This is a genomic window from Pseudomonas sp. 300 (assembly GCF_055803035.1).
In genome coordinates, this window is the sequence record NZ_JAVLRV010000001.1 from 484,072 (window position 1) to 503,574 (window position 19,503).

At 59.1% G+C, this 19,503-nt stretch carries 11 protein-coding genes; 6 read left to right on the plus strand and 5 right to left on the minus strand.

Annotation, left to right across the window (positions count from 1 at the left end; translation table 11 throughout):
• The 4 genes from Q7W83_RS02250 to Q7W83_RS02265 all read left to right on the plus strand — a co-directional run.
• The coding region (locus Q7W83_RS02250) for an RHS repeat-associated core domain-containing protein (protein WP_473655621.1) at positions 1-2,109 on the plus strand (2,109 nt) is incomplete at its 5' end.
• A gap of 8 nt (positions 2,110-2,117) precedes the next feature.
• A complete protein-coding gene (locus tag Q7W83_RS02255) occupies positions 2,118-2,540 on the plus strand; it encodes a hypothetical protein (protein WP_150634750.1) in 423 nt (140 codons plus the stop codon).
• Positions 2,541-3,500: 960 nt separating this feature from the next.
• The gene (locus Q7W83_RS02260) at positions 3,501-3,824 is read left to right on the plus strand and encodes a hypothetical protein (protein ID WP_473655622.1); all 324 of its coding nucleotides are present in this window, start codon (positions 3,501-3,503) and stop codon (positions 3,822-3,824) included.
• 117 nt (positions 3,825-3,941) lie between these two features.
• A complete protein-coding gene (locus Q7W83_RS02265; protein ID WP_150634746.1) occupies positions 3,942-4,781 on the plus strand; it encodes a 23S rRNA (adenine(2030)-N(6))-methyltransferase RlmJ in 840 nt (279 codons plus the stop codon).
• A 144-nt stretch (positions 4,782-4,925) separates the two neighbouring features.
• Here the strand turns inward: Q7W83_RS02265 and msrA are convergent, their stop codons facing one another.
• The 5 genes from msrA to aceE all read right to left on the minus strand — a co-directional run bounded on the left by msrA (position 4,926) and on the right by aceE (position 14,901).
• Positions 4,926-5,573 carry a peptide-methionine (S)-S-oxide reductase MsrA gene (gene msrA / locus Q7W83_RS02270; RefSeq protein WP_150635982.1) on the minus strand — a complete coding sequence of 216 codons (648 nt, stop codon included), beginning with the start codon at positions 5,571-5,573 and terminating at the stop codon, positions 4,926-4,928.
• 63 nt (positions 5,574-5,636) lie between these two features.
• Positions 5,637-8,330, minus strand: coding sequence for a putative bifunctional diguanylate cyclase/phosphodiesterase (locus Q7W83_RS02275; RefSeq protein ID WP_150634744.1), 2,694 nt, complete (start codon positions 8,328-8,330; stop codon positions 5,637-5,639).
• 274 nt (positions 8,331-8,604) lie between these two features.
• The gene (locus Q7W83_RS02280; protein WP_473655623.1) at positions 8,605-9,999 is read right to left on the minus strand and encodes an alkaline phosphatase D family protein; all 1,395 of its coding nucleotides are present in this window, start codon (positions 9,997-9,999) and stop codon (positions 8,605-8,607) included.
• A gap of 271 nt (positions 10,000-10,270) precedes the next feature.
• Positions 10,271-12,244, minus strand: coding sequence for a dihydrolipoyllysine-residue acetyltransferase (aceF, locus tag Q7W83_RS02285; protein ID WP_473655624.1), 1,974 nt, complete (start codon positions 12,242-12,244; stop codon positions 10,271-10,273).
• Between the two features lie 11 nt (positions 12,245-12,255).
• Positions 12,256-14,901 (minus strand): pyruvate dehydrogenase (acetyl-transferring), homodimeric type, encoded by a 2,646-nt coding sequence (gene aceE / locus Q7W83_RS02290; protein WP_150632354.1) that lies wholly within the window; start codon positions 14,899-14,901, stop codon positions 12,256-12,258.
• A gap of 384 nt (positions 14,902-15,285) precedes the next feature.
• On the opposite strand from aceE, the gene glnE reads away from it, so the two are divergent.
• A complete protein-coding gene (gene glnE, locus Q7W83_RS02295) occupies positions 15,286-18,225 on the plus strand; it encodes a bifunctional [glutamate--ammonia ligase]-adenylyl-L-tyrosine phosphorylase/[glutamate--ammonia-ligase] adenylyltransferase (RefSeq protein WP_473655625.1) in 2,940 nt (979 codons plus the stop codon).
• 243 nt (positions 18,226-18,468) lie between these two features.
• Positions 18,469-19,503, plus strand: a complete 1,035-nt coding sequence (waaF, locus tag Q7W83_RS02300) for a lipopolysaccharide heptosyltransferase II (RefSeq protein ID WP_150632357.1) — start codon at positions 18,469-18,471, stop codon at positions 19,501-19,503.

Here is a 19,503-nt window from a genome sequence, read left to right on the forward strand (position 1 = left end):
GAATACGTCGATGATTTGCATGTGGTCGCCCGCCGGATCAATCCCGACGGTTCGCAGCTCAACTATCGCTACGACAACGCGCAGTTGTTGCTCACGGAAATTGAAAACGAATCCGGCGAAAAATATCAGCTGGACTACACGTCCAGCGGACTAATCCGACAGGAAACCGGCTTCGACGGCCAGCGCACGGCGTACGCCTACGACCTCAACGGAAATCTGCTGGAGAAAACCGAATTCGGCGCGGACGGCTCGCAACTCGTCACGCAATACGAGCGCGATACCGCCGGCCGTTTGCTGGTCAAAACCCTGCCCGACGGGATCAAGGTCGAGTACGTCTACGACAGCCTCGGCCGACTGATCAGCGTCGACGATGGCCATGACCACCCACTGGAATTCGAGTACGACCGCCAGGATCGCCTGATCACCGAGCATCAGGGCTGGGGCACCCTGCGTTATGGCTACGACACCTGCGGCCAGCTCAAGCGGATGCGCCTGCCGGACGGCAGTAAACTCGATTATCACCACGCCAAGGGCGGCGCGCTGAGCGCCATCGACCTCAACGGCGCACCGCTCACCACCCACCAATTCACGTTGGGTCGCGAGCAGCAACGCCAGCAAGGCCAGCTCACCAGCCAGTATCACTACGACGACCAAGGCCGGTTGCAAGCCCACGCGATCAACCAGCAAACCCGGCCGTTGTACCTGCGCCACTACACCTACGCGGTCAACGGCAATCTGGCCACTGTCGCCGACAGCCGCCACGGTCAGCGCAGCTATTACTACGACCCGCTCAACCGCCTGACCCGCGTGCGCCACACCCGCAACGACCCGCCGGAAAGCTTCGCCCACGACCCGGCGGGCAACTTGCTGATGCAGGACCGCCCCGGTGTGGCGACCGTAAAAGGTAATCGCCTGCTCATGCAAGGCGACCGGCATTACGACTACGACGCCTTCGGCAACCTCATCCGCGAACGCCGCGGCACCGGGCAAAAACGCGTCACCGAATACCGCTACGACTGCCAGCACCGCTTGGTCGGCGTCACCACCCCGGACGGCCGCCGCACGAGCTATCGCTACGACGCCTTCGGCCGCCGCATCGCCAAAACCGTCGACGGCCACACCACCGAATTCTTCTGGCAGGGCGACAACCTCGTCGCCGAAAGCAGCCGCGAGCATTACCGCAGCTACGTCTACGAACCCGGCACCTTCCGCCCTCTCGCCATGCTCGACGGCAAAGGCCCACGCAAGGCCTGCCCGTTCTACTACCAACTCGACCACCTCGGCACGCCGCAGGAACTGACGGATTACGGCGGCGAGATCGTCTGGTCGGCGAAGTACAACGCCTACGGTAAAGTTACGCATCTGGCGTTTGGCGGGGGGGAGCAACTCGACCAACCGCTTCGATTCCAAGGCCAATACTTCGACAACGAGAGCGGCCTGCATTACAACCGGCATCGGTACTATGATCCGGAGGTAGGACGGTACCTGACGCCGGATCCGGTGAAGCTGGCGGGTGGGCTGAATCAGTATCGATACGCGCTGAACCCGACGGGGTGGGTTGATCCGTTGGGGTTGAGCGGGAATTGCCCGCAGTCGGATAAGCCTGGGTGTAAGGCGCCGGATGATACGACTGGCGCTAGGGTGGATGACGGGGAGCCGGCGCTGCCGAAGCCCAAGCTAAGTGCTGCGGAGCTTGCCGAGAAAGAAGTTAAAAGATTAAACGACAGTCAAGGCATGCATATGGTTGGAAAACATAGTCCAGCGGTACCAGATGCTAAGTGGAAGCAGCGTGCTATTGATGGTACGGATCCGATAACTGGTAGAAGACCTCGGCACCAACGTGGGGTTCCGAGCTCCCGATTTAACAACTGGGAGTTGATGCTTGAAGCTTACACTCTTGCTACAACCAGAACGGAACGCGGGTTGACTCGATTTACCGGAAAAGACGGTAATCAAAAGGATATAGTCAGGATGAGACTTCCGGGCGCGGGGGAAGGCTACGTACCAAATGCTAGATCCAAGGACAATCCGAGGCGTATTGAATTAGATGGCTTTGAGATGAAATTTGACGGTTCCGGAGTTCCGTTTACTTTATATCCGATTAAGTGAGAAGAATTATGTTTATTGATACAGGTACAGGGCAGCCATACATTCCGACTCCTTCATATTTTTTAGGTTTTTTCGATATTTATGACCAAGAAGAAACGCTTGGAGAGGAGTTAGAGCGTTTTAATCCGAATGATGCTGCGGACAGGGAAGAGTTAATTCTCAAGTATTGCCTGGTCGGGAATTGTACATATCGACAACGTTTTTTACTTTATAAGTGCTTGGAGAAAGCCCTTCAGGACGAACGCTACGATTTCAAATCACTGCTGAGATATGACCCAGAGGCTTATTCCTCGTTTCCCTGTGGGTGGGATGAGATGGAAAATACCAGGATATTTTTTGAAGATATTCTTCGGTTAGCAGCCGTCGAGTGGAAAGACGACCTTCATAAAGCCAGTGTTGAAGACCAGGCTACTTGGATAACCGTTAACTAACTGTCGTTGGCTGTAACAAAGGGGGTAGTAACAAACGGTCGGATGTATTCTTGTCCATCTTTTTATGGTTTGTCACTGTTTGCAGGAATTCTTGAGTGATAAATAAATTCGTCCTCTTTATGAATCAAATAAGTAAATCCACCCCATTTTATGAGTGATATTTAACGGACTGCTACTTTGAAGATAGTGAAATCTACTCGCTTTGATGGTGTCGACCACGATGTTGGATATGAGTACCGTGGTTATAACTACGGCATACAGAACGAAGAGGATGTGTTTCTGGTCAGAATTTACGATGATGAACCCGGACAGGCAACGGTAGTACATCCGACTATGATGTCTAAAAACGGTAACCTAAGAAAGCTTGTTGAGTTCTTACAATCCGAGCTAGGAGTGTCCAAGATCTGTCTCTACAAGGGCGATTTGGGGAGCTACGCCGAGATCGATCTTGATAGCTTGGTATTTTGTTCCGTCTGAGTTGGCGGTATGAGAGTGGGAGGCGTTTTTACACGCTCTGGGCCGAATTCTGTCGTTGCTGAGCGGCAGCTATAGGTGGTGGATTCAACAGGCGGAGAAATCAAGCCAAGCTTCAGTGAAGCCTTTCGCCACGTTTGCTTTTTTTGAGCGAAATTTCTGGGCAAGCTCTTCGGATGTTTCCTTCAACTCGTATCGGTTTCCATGAACTGGTTTGAAATGCGCTCCATCGATAGTCTCTGGTGGTCACTGAAAATTCAGTGGCAGGGTGTAGGAACCCTTCAAGACTAGAGAGGACGCTTTGGCGTCGACACCTGTATTTGCGGCCGGCAACGAGCGTCCGTAAGATCAGTTGCGGCGGCTGTGCGCGGGCATGCTTCGGCGTGGTCGAGTTCTCTGGTCTCGATATTCCTACCCCGCGTATAGCTGCCACCCAAGCCTGTAGGAAGGCCGATGGTAGCTTCCCTTCTTACCAGAGGTTTAAAAATGACAAATCTTCACCCCGACCCACCCTACGAAAAACCAACCCCACCCCCCGAAAACCGCTTCATGGCGCTAACCAGCAACTGCGACGACATGCCCACCTTGTTCGTCGATACCCTCGCACCACTTGACGTTTTATACGACGCGGCCAGCTATCGAATCCGCGCCGTCACCCAAGTCATGGAAAACCTGTCGATGCGCGGCTCGATCGAATGTCAGTCGTTCATCCTCAGTGATTTTGCCTTGCTCTGCGCCATTCCGTTGCGGGACGGGTGTGATGTGCTGGATGTGTTGGGGCGGCGGTTGAAGGCTCGGCCTTCGGCGTAGCGCCGCTGAATGGTCGTTTCCATGCGCCGCGTGGGAACGATCACTGCCCGCTCGGCCGCGAAGCCCTGACGTTCGCCTCGGTACAAGGTAAACTTCCCGGCCTTCGCAGGAGCAATCATGAATTATCGTCACGCCTTCCATGCCGGCAATCACGCCGATGTGTTCAAACACCTGACCTTGACCCGCCTCATCGCCCTGATGTCGCGCAAGGAGCAGCCGTTTGCCTATCTCGACACTCACGCCGGCATTGGTCTGTATGACCTGCAGGGTGATCAGGCGAGCCGTACCGGTGAGTACCTGGAAGGCATTGCGCGGTTGTGGGATCAGCCGGACCTGCCGGCGTTGACCGCCGATTACATGAAGGTGCTGCACGACATGAACCCGGATGGCCAGTTGCGCTACTACCCGGGTTCGCCGGAGCTGGCGCGGCGGCTGACGCGGCCGCAGGATCGGCTGATGCTCAACGAGAAGCACCCCGAAGACGGCGTGTTGCTCAAGGACAACATGGCCGGCGACCGTCGGGTGAAGGTTCACCTGGGCGAAGGCTGGCATGTGCCGCGTGCGATGTTGCCGGTGCAGGAGAAGCGCGCGGTGATGTTGATCGACCCGCCGTTTGAGCAGCTCGATGAGATGCAGCGTTGTGCGGCGTCGCTGAAAGAGGCGATTGGCCGGATGCGCCAAACCGTGGCGGCGATCTGGTACCCGGTGAAGGACCAGCGCATGTTGCGGCGTTTTTATCAGGACCTGGCCGGCACGGGCGCGCCGAAGTTGTTGCGGGTGGAGTTGCTGGTGCATCCGCTGGATACGCCGAATAGCCTGAACGGTTCCGGGTTGGCGATTGCCAATCCGCCGTGGGGGCTGGAAGAGGAATTGCGTGAGTTGCTGCCGTGGTTGTCCAAGAAGCTTGGCCAGACCCAGGGCGGGTGGCAGATGGATTGGTTGATCGCCGAGAGTTGATGGCTGATCAGATGTTTTGATGGCGTCTGATCGGGCGCCTTCGCGGACAAGCCCGCTCCCACAGGTTTTGTGTTTGACCACAATTTTGTGATCGACATAGATCCTGTGGGAGCGGGCTTGCCCGCGATGCTTTCAGGGCCTGAATCAGATCGGGCAGGTCACGCCTGTGCCGCCAATCCCGCAATACCCTTCAGGGTTTTTCGCGAGGTACTGCTGGTGATACGCCTCGGCGAAGTAGACCGTCGGCGCTTCTTCGATTTCGGTGGTGATGGTGCCTTTGCCGGCCTTGGTCAGCTCAGCCTGGAACACTTTCTTGCTGGCTTGGGCCGCGTCCAGTTGGGTCGGGTTGGTGGCGTAGATCACTGAACGATACTGCGTGCCGATGTCATTGCCCTGACGCATGCCCTGAGTCGGGTTGTGCAATTCCCAGAACATCTTCAGCAGCGCTTCGTAGCTGACTTTTGCCGGCTCGTAGACCACGAGCACGACTTCGCTGTGGCCGGTCAGGCCCGAGCAGACTTCTTCATACGTCGGGTTTGGCGTGAAGCCGCCGGCGTAACCCACCACCGTGCTGACCACACCTTCGCGCTGCCAGAACTTGCGTTCCGCGCCCCAGAAGCAGCCCAGGCCGAAGATCGCGAAATCCACGTCCATGGCGAAGGGGCCCAGCAACGGGGCGTCGTGGACGAAGTGTTTTTCCGGCAGGTTCATAGGCGTTTCACGGCCAGGCAGAGCTTGTTCTTTAGTCGGGAGCACGTTTTTGTTCACCAGGATTTCCGAGCGCAGAACCATAATCAGTCCTCTCAGTCAGGTTGAATTGTCAGACACGCAGTTTGCCCGAGTGCAGCCTCGCTGTCAGGCGATTGGGCCACGCGGGTAGCGCTTGAGCTTTTCGATCAGCTCGGTGCCCGGGATCGGTCGGTCGAACAGGTAACCCTGGCCGACGTCGCAGCGGTGGCGGCGCAGGAAAGCCAACTGCTCGGCCGTCTCGATGCCTTCAGCCACGACCTTGAGTTTCAGGTTGTGGGCCATGGCGATCACCGCAGAGGTGATTTCCATGTCGTCCTGGTTGTCCGGGATTTCGTGAATGAAGCTTCGATCGATCTTAATGATGTCGATGGGGAATTTTTTCAAGTAACTGAGCGACGAGTAACCGGTGCCGAAGTCGTCCATGGCCAGGGTCAGGCCCAAGCGCTTGAGCTGGTCGAGCTGCAAGTGGGTGTCTTCGGTGGCTTCCAGCAGCAGGCCTTCGGTCAGTTCCAGCTCCAGCAGGCTCGGCGGCAGCGCTTCTTCCTTGAGGATATTGGCGATCGACGACACCAGGTCCGGGTCGGAGAACTGCTTGGGTGACAGGTTGATCGCCACTTGCAGATTACCCAGGCCAGCGGCGGTCAGGTCTTTGCTCATGCGACAGGCCTGGCGGGCGATCCATTTGCCGATTGGAATGATCAACCCGGTTTCTTCGGCGACGCTGATGAACTGGTCCGGGCGGATCATGCCTTTTTCCGGATGGTTCCAGCGCAGCAGCGCTTCCATGCCCAGCAAGCGGCCGCTGCGCAGGCAGAGCTTGGGCTGGTAGAACACGTCCAGTTCGTTTTGCGTCAGGGCGCGGCGCAGGTTGTTCTCGACGAACAGTTTGTAACTGGCCTCGGCGTTCAGCGCTTCGGTGAACACCTGGACCTGATGCTTGCCGTTGGCCTTGGCCTTGTGCAGCGCGAGGCCGGCGTTACGCATCAGGGTTTGTGGATCGCGCCCGTGCAGCGGCGCGCAAGCCAGGCCCACGGAGCCGGTGACGCTGATCAACTGGTTATCGACGAACATCGGTTTGTCGAGGGTCGCCAGTAGTTGATTGGCGACTTGCTGGCCCATCGCGAGGTCGGTGTTGTCCAGCAGTACGGCAAATTCGTTACTGGCGAAACGCGCCAGGCTGCCGCTCGGGATCAGGCTGTTGCGCAGGCGTCGGGCCAGGCTGATCAGCAGTTTGTCGCCGGTCTGGTGGCCGAGGCTGTCGTTGATCCGCTTGAAGTTGTCGATGTCCACCAGCAGCAGGCTGATGGGGGTATCGCTGTCTCGGGCGAAGCGTTCATCGAGGTTGCGGATAAACGCCGGTCGGTTGCCGAGGTTGGTCAGGTTGTCGGTATAGGCCAGGCGCTCGATGCGTTGCTGGGCGAGCTTGGTCTGGGTGATGTCTTCGTAGATGCCGATGTAATGCGTCAGCTCGCGGTTGTCGCCATATACCTTGGAAATCGACAACTGGCCCCAGTAGGGTTCGAGGTTTTTGCGCCGGCTCTTGAATTCGCCCTGCCAACTGTTGCTCTTGACCAGCGCCGAGGGCGCGTCGAACAGCAGTTCGCTGAGGTTTTCCAGGGCCGGCAGTTCCGACAGTCGCTGGCCGTGGACTTCTTCAGTGGTGTACTGGGTGATCGCGGTGAAGCTCGGGTTGACGTATTCCACCACGCCGTCGCAATTGACCAGCAAAAAGGCGTTGGCGCTTTGCTCGACCGCACGCTGAAACAGGTGCAGGGCGCTGGTGGCGGTGCGGCGATTGTGGTTGTTGATGACCTGGGCGAATTGGTCGGCCAACTCGCCGGCGAAGGCGATTTCGTCGGACTGCCAGGCGCGGGTTGCCCCGATCTGTTCGAGGCAGAGCACGCCGACCACCTGGCCATCGACGCGAATGCTGGCATCGAGCATCGCGTTCACATCGCGAGCGCGCAGGCTTTCGGCCATTTCCCGGGTGCGTGGATCACGAATCGCATTGTGGGCATCGATTGCCCGGCTGCCATGCAGTGCGTCCATGTAATCGGGGAAGCCGCTGACGTCGATCGGCTCCGGGATTACGTATTCCTGAGGGGCGCGGTGATAGGCCGAGATCGGCACCAGCATCGAGCCGTTGAGGTTCCACAGGCTGGCGCAGTCGATTTGGTAGATGTCACAGGCGCTGCGGGTGATCAGTTCGGCGGCTTCTTGCAGGGAATTGCCGGAGCTGTAGCGCTGACGGGTCAGCAGCAGGATCAGGTCTTGCTGGGCGCGCACACGGTCCAGGTGCAACAGCTGTTCCTGTTGGGCTCGCTGATTGAGTTCCAGGGCGATCTGCAGGCGCGAGTTCTGGGTTTCGAGGTCCAGTGCCGGAAGCAGCGGCTCGCCGTCGAACATGCCATCGACGACCAGCAGGTAGCCGCGCAGCAAGTGTCGATTATGTTGTTTGTAGGCTTCGCCCAGTTCCAGCAGGCTCAAGGTGCCTGCGGCTGTGTGCAAGGTGTAGCGGATCAGGTAATGCGGGCTTTCGGTGAGCTGTTGCTGGATCGCGTCATGCAGCTGATAGCGCGCTTCGGGCTCCATCAGGCTGGCGTAGGGCGAACCGACCAGCGCACAGAGCTCCACCGCCGGCAGGCCGAACTGTCGCTCGCAATTGGGATCGAGAAACAGCAGTGCCCAGCTGGGTTCATTCAGCCGTTCGAAACGCAGCATGCCGAGCCGCGAGGGCACGGGCAACTGCGTCACTACCTCGGCCACCATACGGCTGGCGGCATCGGGTTGGCTTTTCATGGAGGGAAACTCGCTTCGAATGTTCTGATCGCGCCGGGCTCTCGCCCTCTTTACTGTTGCCTGCGGCAAGGTTGCATCATTGCGACACCGACTGACAAGAGACATGAAGGCCAAGTGCTATAAGAATATGTCGGCCGACGTGAACATTTCTTCAGTAATGGCTGAAAACTAACGTATTTGGCTGGAAAAAGCGTTGCTGATCGCCAGCAAGCTGGCTCCTGCAGAGGATCGCGTCAATCCTGCAGGAGCCGGCTTGCTGGCGATGTTTTCGGCATCACCGCAACGTAATGCTCGTCAACTGCAAAAATTTGCCATCCCGGTCGTGATAACGGACGCGGATCTGTTCTGTTTCCACAATCAGATGCGCGAAATTGTCCTGGCTGATGACCTGGCTGGTCAGCTCATGCCGAAAATCTCCGGCGACAGTCCGCACCAAAGGCTGATCGAGGATGAAGGTGGAGGCCTTGGCGTAGGGCAGCAGTTTGCTGTTGCACAGCGGCGAGGAGACGATGGTGTGTACCTCGAAGTCCGGGTCTTCGCTGTGGGTCAATCGACTGGTCAGGGAGCCGTGTACATCCCCGGACACGAAGAAGACGTTTTTGATGCGACGTGTACGAATAGTCTCCAGCAACCGCAGGCGTTGTTCCGGAAAGGCTTGCCAGGCGTCATCGCCCAGGCGTTTGCGATCGGGGTAGAACATCACGCTGGTGACCACGAATTTGATCCGGGCCGGGCTGTGGATCAGCCAGTTGCACAGGGCCTGTTCCTGTTCTTCGTCGAGAATGCGCCGGTCGCTGGCCGACAGATTGCGCCGGGTTCGGCTGTCGGTGACAAACCATTCGATATCACCGTGGGTGAATTGATACCAGTAGCGCTCCAGGGGGCGATGGATGTTTCCATCTTCAAGCAACTTATGGGCCGGGCTGTGGCTGGCTTGATATAACTCATAGGCGGCAATGGCATTGTTATAGAGATGGTCGTCGTTTTTGTTTTTATTGGCGGGCCAGTTGTCTTCGATTTCATGGTCGTCGAGGATCATGTAAGTCGGCGTGCCGGACATCAACTTTGCAATGTGCGGCTGGGAGAACGCCATGCGGTACTTGTTAAGTATTTCCTTGTACTCCCGATCAGGGGCGATGATGTTCAAATCATCGATATAAACCTGGTCGCCGGTCATCAACAGGGCGCTGATGGGCGTTTCGGCACGCTGCGCCAGGTTCGTGATGGAGGCAAAGATCCGGTCGCCCCGATGCGGGAATGAAGGCGCACCGACCGTCATCCGCAGGTAACGGCACGAGCCGACGATGTACGCCCGTGGCGCAACGGGATTGTTGGACTGGGTGCTGAAACGGTAGACATCCCGGGGCCATTGCAGCGGCAGTTCCTGAATTGTCTCCACGGTGTGCACCGGGCTCATGGGGCTGAACCAGCCTGCCTGGTATTCGTACTCGGTATCGGCGGTGAGGTCGTTGAGGGCAAAGACGTCGCACATGTCGCGCGCGTTTGTCAGTTGAATGAAAATTCCTTTGGACCAAGGGGTGTCGCCATGGCGTCGATATCGAATTCCACCAAATACCAAAGCATCTTTCTGTAATTCGCCACGTAAAAAGATACGTGCGTGATGAGCTGTAGTGTGGCCAATAATCGGGCCGACTGTAGGTTTAAACATATTCGAATCCATTCGAAGGGGTACTCACTAATGAAGTAAGTTTTCCTAACTTTGCGTCAGTTGTTTGTGTAACTAAGCCTAGTGGCTGAGCGGAAAAAAATATCGTGCTGAAGTGGATTCGAGTTGTGGGTGAACTCAGCCACGGACGTAGGAAAGAGACTTTCTTCCAGGCAAAAAAAGCCCCGCCAAATTGGCGGGGTTGAGGTACGAGCGTGGCGCTCGGAAAACGTGAAACGCGAACGGCCCTCCGGTGAAGGAGGGCCGGCCGGTGTTACAGCAAGATGGTGCGGATGTCCGCCAGCAGGCTGCTCAGACGCTGGGTGAAGCGTGCAGCAGCGGCGCCGTTGATCACTCGGTGATCGTAGGACAGCGACAGTGGCAGCATCAGTTTCGGCTGGAAGGCTTTGCCGTCCCAGACTGGCTGGATGGTTGCCTTGGATACACCGAGGATCGCCACTTCCGGCGCGTTGACGATCGGCGTGAAGCCGGTGCCGCCAATGTGGCCGAGGCTGGAAATGGTGAAGCAGGCGCCTTGCATGTCGTCAGCGGTGAGCTTCTTGTCGCGGGCTTTGGCGGCCAGCGCAGCGGCTTCGGCTGCCAGTTGCAGCAGGCTCTTCTGGTCGACGTTCTTGATGACCGGTACCAGCAGGCCTTCAGGGGTGTCGACGGCGAAGCCGATGTTCACGTACTTCTTGCGGATGATCGCCTTGCCGCTTGGTGCCAGCGAACTGTTGAAGTCCGGCAGTTCCTTGAGCAGGTGCGCGCAGGATTTGAGCAGCAGCGGCAGGATGGTCAGCTTGACGCCGGCCTTCTCTGCAACGGCTTTCTGAGCGATACGGAACGCTTCCAGCTCGGTGATATCAGCCGAGTCGAACTGAGTCACGTGTGGAATGTTCAGCCAGCTGCGGTGCAGGCTCGACGCGCCGATCTGCATCAGGCGAGTCATCGGCACTTCTTCGGTTTCACCGAAGCGACTGAAGTCCACGACCGGAATCGGCGGGATGCCCGCGCCACCGGTTGCGCCTGCAGCAGCGGCCGGTGCTTCCTTGGCCTTCTGCATCATGGCTTTGACGTAAACCTGCACGTCTTCTTTCAGCACGCGACCGTGCGGGCCGCTTGGGCTGACCGCGCTCAGCTCGACGCCGAATTCGCGTGCCAGTTGGCGTACCGCAGGACCTGCGTGCACCTTGGCGCCCGGTTTGGCCGGAGCCGCCGCAGGTGCTGGAGCAGCAGGAGCAGCGGCGGCTGGCGCAGGCGCGCTCGGTGCGGCAGCGGCTGCGGCTGGAGCCGATGCTGGAGCCGGGGCAGCAGCAGGCGCAGCGCCTTTGACTTTCAGCTTCAGGATCAGGTCGCCAGTACCGACTTCGTCATCCAGCTTGATGGAAACGCTTTCCACCACGCCAGCGGCAGGCGATGGAATTTCCATGCTGGCCTTGTCGGATTCCAGGGTGATCAGCGACTGGTCGGCGGTGACGGTATCGCCTGCCTTGACCAGCACTTCGATGATCTTGGCCTTGCCCGACGAACCGATGTCAGGGACGTGAATGTCCTGAACACTGTCGGCAACCGGTGCAGCCGGGGCGGCAGCGGCAGGCGCCGGAGCAGCGGCCGCAGGAGCAGCAGCCTGTGCTGGCGCGGCAGCGGCAGGGGCCGCAGCACCCGCCACTTCCAGTTCCAGTTCCAGGATCAGGTCGCCGGTGCCGACTTCGTCGTTGAGCTTGACGCTGATGCTCTTGACTACGCCAGCGGCAGGCGATGGGATTTCCATGCTGGCCTTGTCGGATTCCAGGGTGATCAGCGACTGATCAGCCTCGACGGTGTCGCCGACCTTGACCTGGATCTCGATGATCTGGGCCTTGCCCGCCGAACCGATGTCCGGCACGTGCACTTGCTGAGCCGAAGCGGTAGCAGGCGCGGCTGCTGGCGCTGGAGCAGCGGCAGGAGCAGCGGCCGGTTTCTCTTCAGCTTTTGCAGCTGGCGCAGCGGCAGCCGCAGGGGCCGCCGTAGCGGCACCTTCGACTTCCAGCTCCAGCAATTCGTCGCCTTCTTTCAGACGATCGCCCAGCTTCACTTTCAGGCTCTTGATGATACCGGCCTTCGGCGCAGGCACTTCCATGCTCGCCTTGTCCGATTCCAGCGTCAGGATGCTCTGGTCGGCTTCGATACGGTCGCCGACCTTTACAAACAGTTCAATTACTTCACCTTCACCGCTGCCGATGTCAGGTACGCGAATGAGTTCGCTCACAGAATCTCTCCTCAGCAGTCCAGTGGGTTGCGTTTTTCCGGGTTGATACCGAACTTGGCGATGGCTTCAGCCACCACTTTAGGTTCGATGTCGCCACGGTCAGCCAATGCTTCCAGGGCTGCCAACACCACGAAATGACGATCGACTTCGAAGAAGTGACGCAGCTTCTTGCGGCTGTCACTGCGGCCGAAACCGTCGGTGCCCAGGACTTTGAATTCCTTGGACGGGACCCACTGACGAATTTGCTCAGCGAACAGCTTCATGTAGTCGGTAGACGCGATGACCGGACCTTTACGGCCGTTCAGGCACTCTTCGACGTAGCTCAGTTTAGGCTTCTGGCCAGGGTGCAGACGGTTGGTGCGCTCGACGGCCAGGCCATCGCGACGCAGTTCGTTGAAGCTGGTAACGCTCCAGACGTCAGCGCCCACGTTGAACTGCTCACGCAGGATCTTCGCCGCTTCACGTACTTCACGCAGGATGGTGCCGGAGCCCATCAGCTGAACGTGGTGCGCCGCTTCGCGGGTGTCTTCTTCGAGCAGGTACATGCCCTTGATGATGCCTTCTTCCACACCGGCCGGCATGGCTGGCTGCTGGTAGGACTCGTTCATCACGGTGATGTAGTAGAAAACGTCCTGCTGCTCTTCGGTCATCTTCTTCATGCCGTCCTGAATGATCACCGCCAGCTCGTAGCCGTAGGTTGGATCAAAGGTGCGGCAGTTCGGGATGGTGGCAGCCAGGATGTGGCTGTGACCGTCTTCGTGTTGCAGGCCTTCGCCGTTCAGCGTGGTCCGGCCGGCGGTGCCGCCGATCAGGAAGCCACGAGTACGGCTGTCGCCGGCAGCCCAGGCCAGGTCGCCGATACGCTGGAAGCCGAACATCGAGTAGAAGATGTAGAACGGCAGCATCGGCTGGTTGTGGCTGGAGTACGAAGTACCGGCAGCGATGAAGGAGCTCATGGCGCCCGCTTCGTTGATGCCTTCTTCGAGGATCTGGCCCTTCTTGTCTTCCTTGTAGAACATCACCTGGTCTTTATCGACTGGCTCGTAGAGCTGGCCGACGGAGGAGTAGATGCCCAACTGACGGAACATGCCTTCCATACCGAAGGTACGGGCTTCGTCCGGGATGATCGGAACGATGCGCGGGCCGATTTCCTTGTCCTTGACCAGCTGCGCGAGGATCCGCACGAAGGCCATGGTGGTGGAGATTTCACGGTCGCCCGAACCGTCAAGGATGGCCTTGAGGGTGTCCAGCGACGGAGTCGGTACGCTGAAGCTCTGCGCGCGGCGCTGTGGCACGAAACCGCCCAGTGCAGTGCGACGCTCGCTCAGGTAGCGGGCTTCGGCGCTGTTCGGTTCCGGTTTGAAGAACGGCAGGTTTTCCAGCTCTTCGTCTTTGACCGGGATGTCGAAGCGGTCGCGGAACAACTTCAGGCTGTCGACATCGACTTTCTTGGTGTTGTGCGCGGTGTTTTTCGCTTCGCCGGCACCGGTGCCATAACCCTTGATGGTCTTGGCCAGGATGACGGTCGGTTGTTCTTTGTGGTTGACCGCTTCGTGGTACGCCGCGTAGACCTTGTACGGGTCGTGGCCGCCACGGTTGAGTTTCCAGATCTCGTCGTCGGACAGATCAGCAACCATCGCCTTGAGTTCTGGCGAGTTGAAGAAGTGTTCACGCACGAACGCGCCGTCTTTGGCTTTGTAGTTCTGGTACTCGCCGTCGATGACTTCGTCCATGCGACGTTGCAGGATACCGTCGACGTCTTTGGCCAGCAGTGGGTCCCAGAAACGGCCCCAGATGACTTTGGTCACGTTCCACTGAGCGCCACGGAACACGCCTTCGAGTTCCTGGATGATCTTGCCGTTGCCGCGAACCGGGCCGTCGAGGCGCTGCAGGTTGCAGTTGATGACGAAGATCAGGTTGTCGAGCTTCTCGCGGCCAGCCAGCGAGATCGCGCCCAGGGATTCCGGCTCGTCGCACTCGCCGTCGCCCAGGAAGCACCAGACTTTCTGCTTGCCTTCCGGGATGAAACCACGGGCTTCCAGGTACTTCATGAAGCGAGCCTGGTAGATCGCCTGGATCGGGCCCAGACCCATGGATACGGTCGGGAACTGCCAGAAATCAGGCATCAGCCAAGGGTGCGGATAGGACGAGAGGCCCTGGCCGTCCACTTCCTGGCGGAAGTTGTTCATCTGGTCTTCGGTGATGCGGCCTTCCATGAACGCGCGGGCATAAACGCCTGGCGAGGTGTGGCCCTGGAAGTAGATCAGGTCGCCGCCGTGTTCGTCGGTCGGGGCCTGGAAGAAATAGTTGAAGCCGATGTCGTACAGGGTGGCGCTGGAGGCGAAGCTGGAGATGTGACCGCCCAGGTCAGAATCTTTCAGGTTCGTACGCATCACCATGGCCATCGCGTTCCAGCGTACCAACGAGCGAATGCGGCGTTCCATGAACAGGTCGCCAGGCATGCGTGCTTCGTGGGTAACGGGAATGGTGTTGCGGTATGGCGTGGTGATGGCGTAAGGCAATTGCGAACCGCTGCGGGTTGCGAGTTCGCCCATACGGGTCATCAGATAATGAGCACGGTCTTCGCCTTCTTTGTCGAGAACCGATTCCAGGGCGTCCAGCCATTCCTGGGTTTCGACGGGATCGAGGTCTTGCATGGCTTGCTCCAGGGCGGAAAGGCTTCCAGAATCGGTTGCCTGAGTTTGCGACTGGCCTTGTGGGCAGACGATATAAATTCTTGGATTGCCGAGAGGTAGGTTCCGGCGGCGTGTAGTTTTACTACAAATCATCGGGCATTTCAGCCTTTCGAATGTATATACGAGTAGTAAAACTACAGATGAGCGGCTTGTGGCCTCCAGCTGCGTTGTGAGAATAATCGTTAAGGTTGGTCTTTTGCCAACCAAAAAAGGTGAAAGCTTGATGCTGTCTACCAAAAATGAAGAAATTTCAGCTATTTCTAACCTTTGTTCGACAGTCGATCACGTAGTGCAATTTGAAAATTCACTACATGCAGCCCTCTACACGCCGATCAAGGATAGACCATGAGCCTCCCTTCGCTTGCCGAACTGCCTGGCATTCTCCTGCCGTTTGTCATCCGTGCCGAGCAGTCGTTCCGTGTAGCGGTCGAGGCGCTCGATGATGATCATGGCCTGTCTTCGTGGACGCCTGAACGCTGGTCGCAGTTCGCCCGCGTCACTGCCGCCAGCGACTTCGTGATTGAACAGAGCGTACGTGACCCTTTGATGTTGCTGGCACTGGTGCAGTCCGGCGAACTGGATCGCGGCTTTGCCCCCGGCGAGTTGTGCGCGCAGATTGCGGCGGCGGTGAATGCCGCGCAGACCGAAGACGAACTCGGCCGCGTCCTGCGTCGCCAGCGCACCCGTCATCAAGTGCGAATCATCTGGCGTGACCTGACCCGTCAGGCCGACCTCATCCAGACCTGCCGCGACCTCTCGGACATGGCCGACGCCAGCATCGATCAGGCTTATCAATGGTTGTACTCGCGCCATTGCCAGCAGTTCGGCGTGCCGACCGGTCGACGCAGCGGCGAGCCGCAGCAGATGGTCATCCTCGGCATGGGCAAGCTCGGCGCGGTCGAGCTCAACCTGTCGTCGGACATCGACCTGATCTTCGCCTACCCCGAGGGTGGCGAAACTGTCGGCGTGAAACGCTCGCTGGATAATCAGGAATTCTTCATCCGCCTCGGTCAGCGCCTGATCAAGGCACTGGACCCGATGACCGTCGACGGTTTTGTGTTCCGCGTGGACATGCGCCTGCGACCTTACGGTTCGGCCGGTGCGTTGGTGCTGAGCTTCAACGCGCTGGAGCAGTATTACCAGGATCAGGGGCGCGACTGGGAGCGCTACGCGATGATCAAGTCGCGGGTGGTGGCCGGCGATCAAGTGGCGGGCGCGCAGCTGCAAGAGATGCTGCGGCCGTTCGTTTACCGGCGTTACCTGGACTTCTCCGCCATCGAAGCGCTGCGCACGATGAAGCAGTTGATCCAGCAGGAAGTCCGGCGCAAGGGCATGGCCGACAACATCAAGCTCGGCTCCGGCGGCATCCGCGAAGTCGAGTTTATCGCCCAGGCATTTCAGCTGATCCACGGCGGCCGCGACCTGAGCCTGCAACAACGTCCTCTATTAAAAGTATTGAGCACCCTGGAAGGTCAGGGTTACTTGCCGCCGGCGGTGGTCAGCGAACTGCGCGAAGGCTACGAATTCCTGCGTTACACCGAGCACGCCATTCAGGCGATTGCAGACCGCCAGACCCAGATGTTGCCGGACGGTGCGCAGGATCAGGCGCGTATTGCCTTTATGTTGGGCTTTGCCGATTGGGACGCCTTTCATGAGCAACTGATGTATTGGCGCGGTCGTGTTGCGTGGCACTTCGGCCAGGTGATCGCCGATCCCGACGAAGAGGAAGGGGCTGAAAGCGAAGTGGTGGTCGGCGGTGAATGGCTGCCACTGTGGGAAGAGGCGCAGGACGAAGAGGCCGCTTGCCGCCAGTTGGAGGAGGGCGGTTTCGTCGATGCCACCAAAGCCCTGAAAGCCCTGGCCAGCCTGCGCAGCAGCCCGCAATTGCGCGCGATGCAGCGTTTGGGGCGCGAACGCCTTGATGCCTTTATTCCACGGTTGCTGGCGCAGGCGGTCGAACACGCCAATCCGGATCTGGTGCTGGAGCGCGTGCTGCCGCTGGTTGAGGCGGTGGCCCGGCGTTCCGCGTATCTGGTGCTGCTGACCGAAAACCCGGGCGCGCTGCGACGCTTGCTGACCTTGTGCGCTGCGAGCCCGTGGATTGCCGAACAGATCACCCGCTTCCCGCTGCTGCTCGACGAATTGCTCAACGAAGGCCGGTTGTTCAAGCCACCCCTGGCGCCGGAACTGGCCGCCGAGTTGCGCGAGCGTCTGACGCGGATTCCCGAGGACGACCTCGAACAGCAAATGGAAGCCCTGCGCCATTTCAAACTGGCGCACCGCTTGCGCGTCGCCGCGTCGGAAATCGCCGGCAGCCTGCCGTTGATGAAAGTCAGCGATTACCTGACCTGGCTCGCCGAAGCGATCCTCGAACAGGTGCTGGCCCTGGCCTGGCGCCAGACTGTGGCCAAATACGGCACGCCGCTGCGCAGTGACGGTACGCTGTGCGATCCGGGCTTTATCATTGTCGGTTACGGGAAAGTCGGCGGGCTGGAATTGGGGCATGGTTCGGACCTGGACCTGGTGTTCATTCACGACGGCGACCCGCAGGCGGAAACCGACGGCCCGAAACCGATTGATGGCGCGCAATTCTTCACCCGGCTCGGGCAGCGGATCATTCACTTGCTCACGGCCCAGACCAACTCCGGTCAGCTGTATGAAGTGGACATGCGCTTGCGACCGTCCGGTGCTTCCGGTCTGTTGGTGAGCTCGCTCGGCGCGTTTGCGCGTTATCAGGAAAACGAAGCCTGGACCTGGGAGCATCAGGCGTTGGTACGGGCGCGGGTACTGGTGGGCAGTCAGGACGTCGGCCACGCGTTCGAGAAGGTTCGCGCGGCGATTTTGGGCAAAGTCCGGGATTTACCGACCTTGCGCCAGGAGGTCAGCGAGATGCGCGCGAAAATGCGCGATAACCTTGGCAGCAAGAGCACCGCAGCGGGCACCGGGGCGAATGCCTTCGAGGCCACGGCGCCGTTCGATCTCAAGCAGGACGCCGGAGGTATCGTCGATATTGAATTTATGGTGCAATACGCGGCCTTGGCGTGGTCCGAAACACACCCGCCATTGCTGCGTTGGACCGACAATATCCGCATTCTGGAAGAGCTGGAACACGAAGGGCTGATGCCCGCCGAAGACGCCAGCCTGTTGCGCGAGGCCTATAAAGCCTACCGCTCCGCCGCGCACCGGCAGGCCTTGCAGAAGGACGCCGGGGTGATACCGGGCGACCAGTTCGTGGACGAACGACGGCAGGTATTGCGGATCTGGCGTGAGTTGGGACTAAGCTGAAACGGATAGTTTGAACAATAGATAACCCACAGTAGATCTGCGTTGTTTTGTAGGTTGAGGCAGCTAAGCTGCACCGCACTGGATGTGCACCAATACCCATGTGGGAGCGGGCTTGCCCGCGATAGCGGAGTGACAGTCGACAGTCATGTTGGATGTGATGATCCCATCGCGAGCAAACAGGCTCCCACAGTGATTATCGAGGCGGGGAGGCGTATGCCTCCCCGGTTCGTTTTTGGAAACCACATGAAAATTCTGATCGTTGGGCCCAGTTGGGTCGGTGACATGGTGATGGCGCAGACACTGTTTCAGTGTCTCAAGCAGCGCCACCCGCAATGCGAAATCGACGTGCTGGCCCCCGAGTGGAGCCGGCCGATTCTTGAGCGCATGCCCGAAGTTCGTCAGGCCTTGAGCTTTCCGCTCGGTCACGGTGCTTTGGAGCTGGCGACGCGTCGGCGTATCGGCAAATCCCTGGTCGGCCAGTACGATCAGGCGATCCTGCTGCCCAATTCCCTGAAGTCGGCGCTGGTGCCATTCTTCGCCGGTATCCCGAAACGCACCGGCTGGCGTGGCGAATTCCGCTACGGTCTGCTCAATGACGTGCGCACGCTGGACAAAGAACGTTATCCGCTGATGATCGAGCGCTTCATGGCGCTGGCGTACGAGCCCGGCCTTGAACTGCCGAAACCCTATCCGCGCCCGACCTTGCAGATCGATCCGGTTACCCGCGAAGCGGCGCTGGCCAAATTCGGCCTGAGCCTCGATCGTCCGGTGTTGGCGCTGTGCCCTGGTGCCGAGTTTGGCGAGTCCAAGCGCTGGCCGTCCGAGCATTACGCCAAGGTCGCCGAAGCGAAGATTCGCGAAGGCTGGCAAGTCTGGTTGTTCGGTTCGAAAAACGATCACGCGGTCGGCGAAGACATTCGTGCGCGGCTGATTCCCGGCCTGCGTGAAGAATCGGTGAACCTCAGCGGCGGCACATCCCTGGCCGAGGCCATCGATCTGCTGTCCTGTGCAGACTCGGTGGTGTCCAACGACTCCGGCCTGATGCACGTCGCCGCGGCGCTGAATCGCCCGTTGGTGGCGGTGTACGGCTCGACGTCGCCGGGCTTCACGCCACCGCTGGCCGAGCACGTCGAGATCGTGCGCCTGGGCATCGAATGCAGCCCGTGCTTCGATCGCACGTGCCGTTTCGGTCATTACAACTGCCTGCGCCAGCTCATGCCGCAAGCGGTGAACGAAGCCTTGCAGCGGTTGCAGGGCACTGTGGTCGAGGTCAAATAG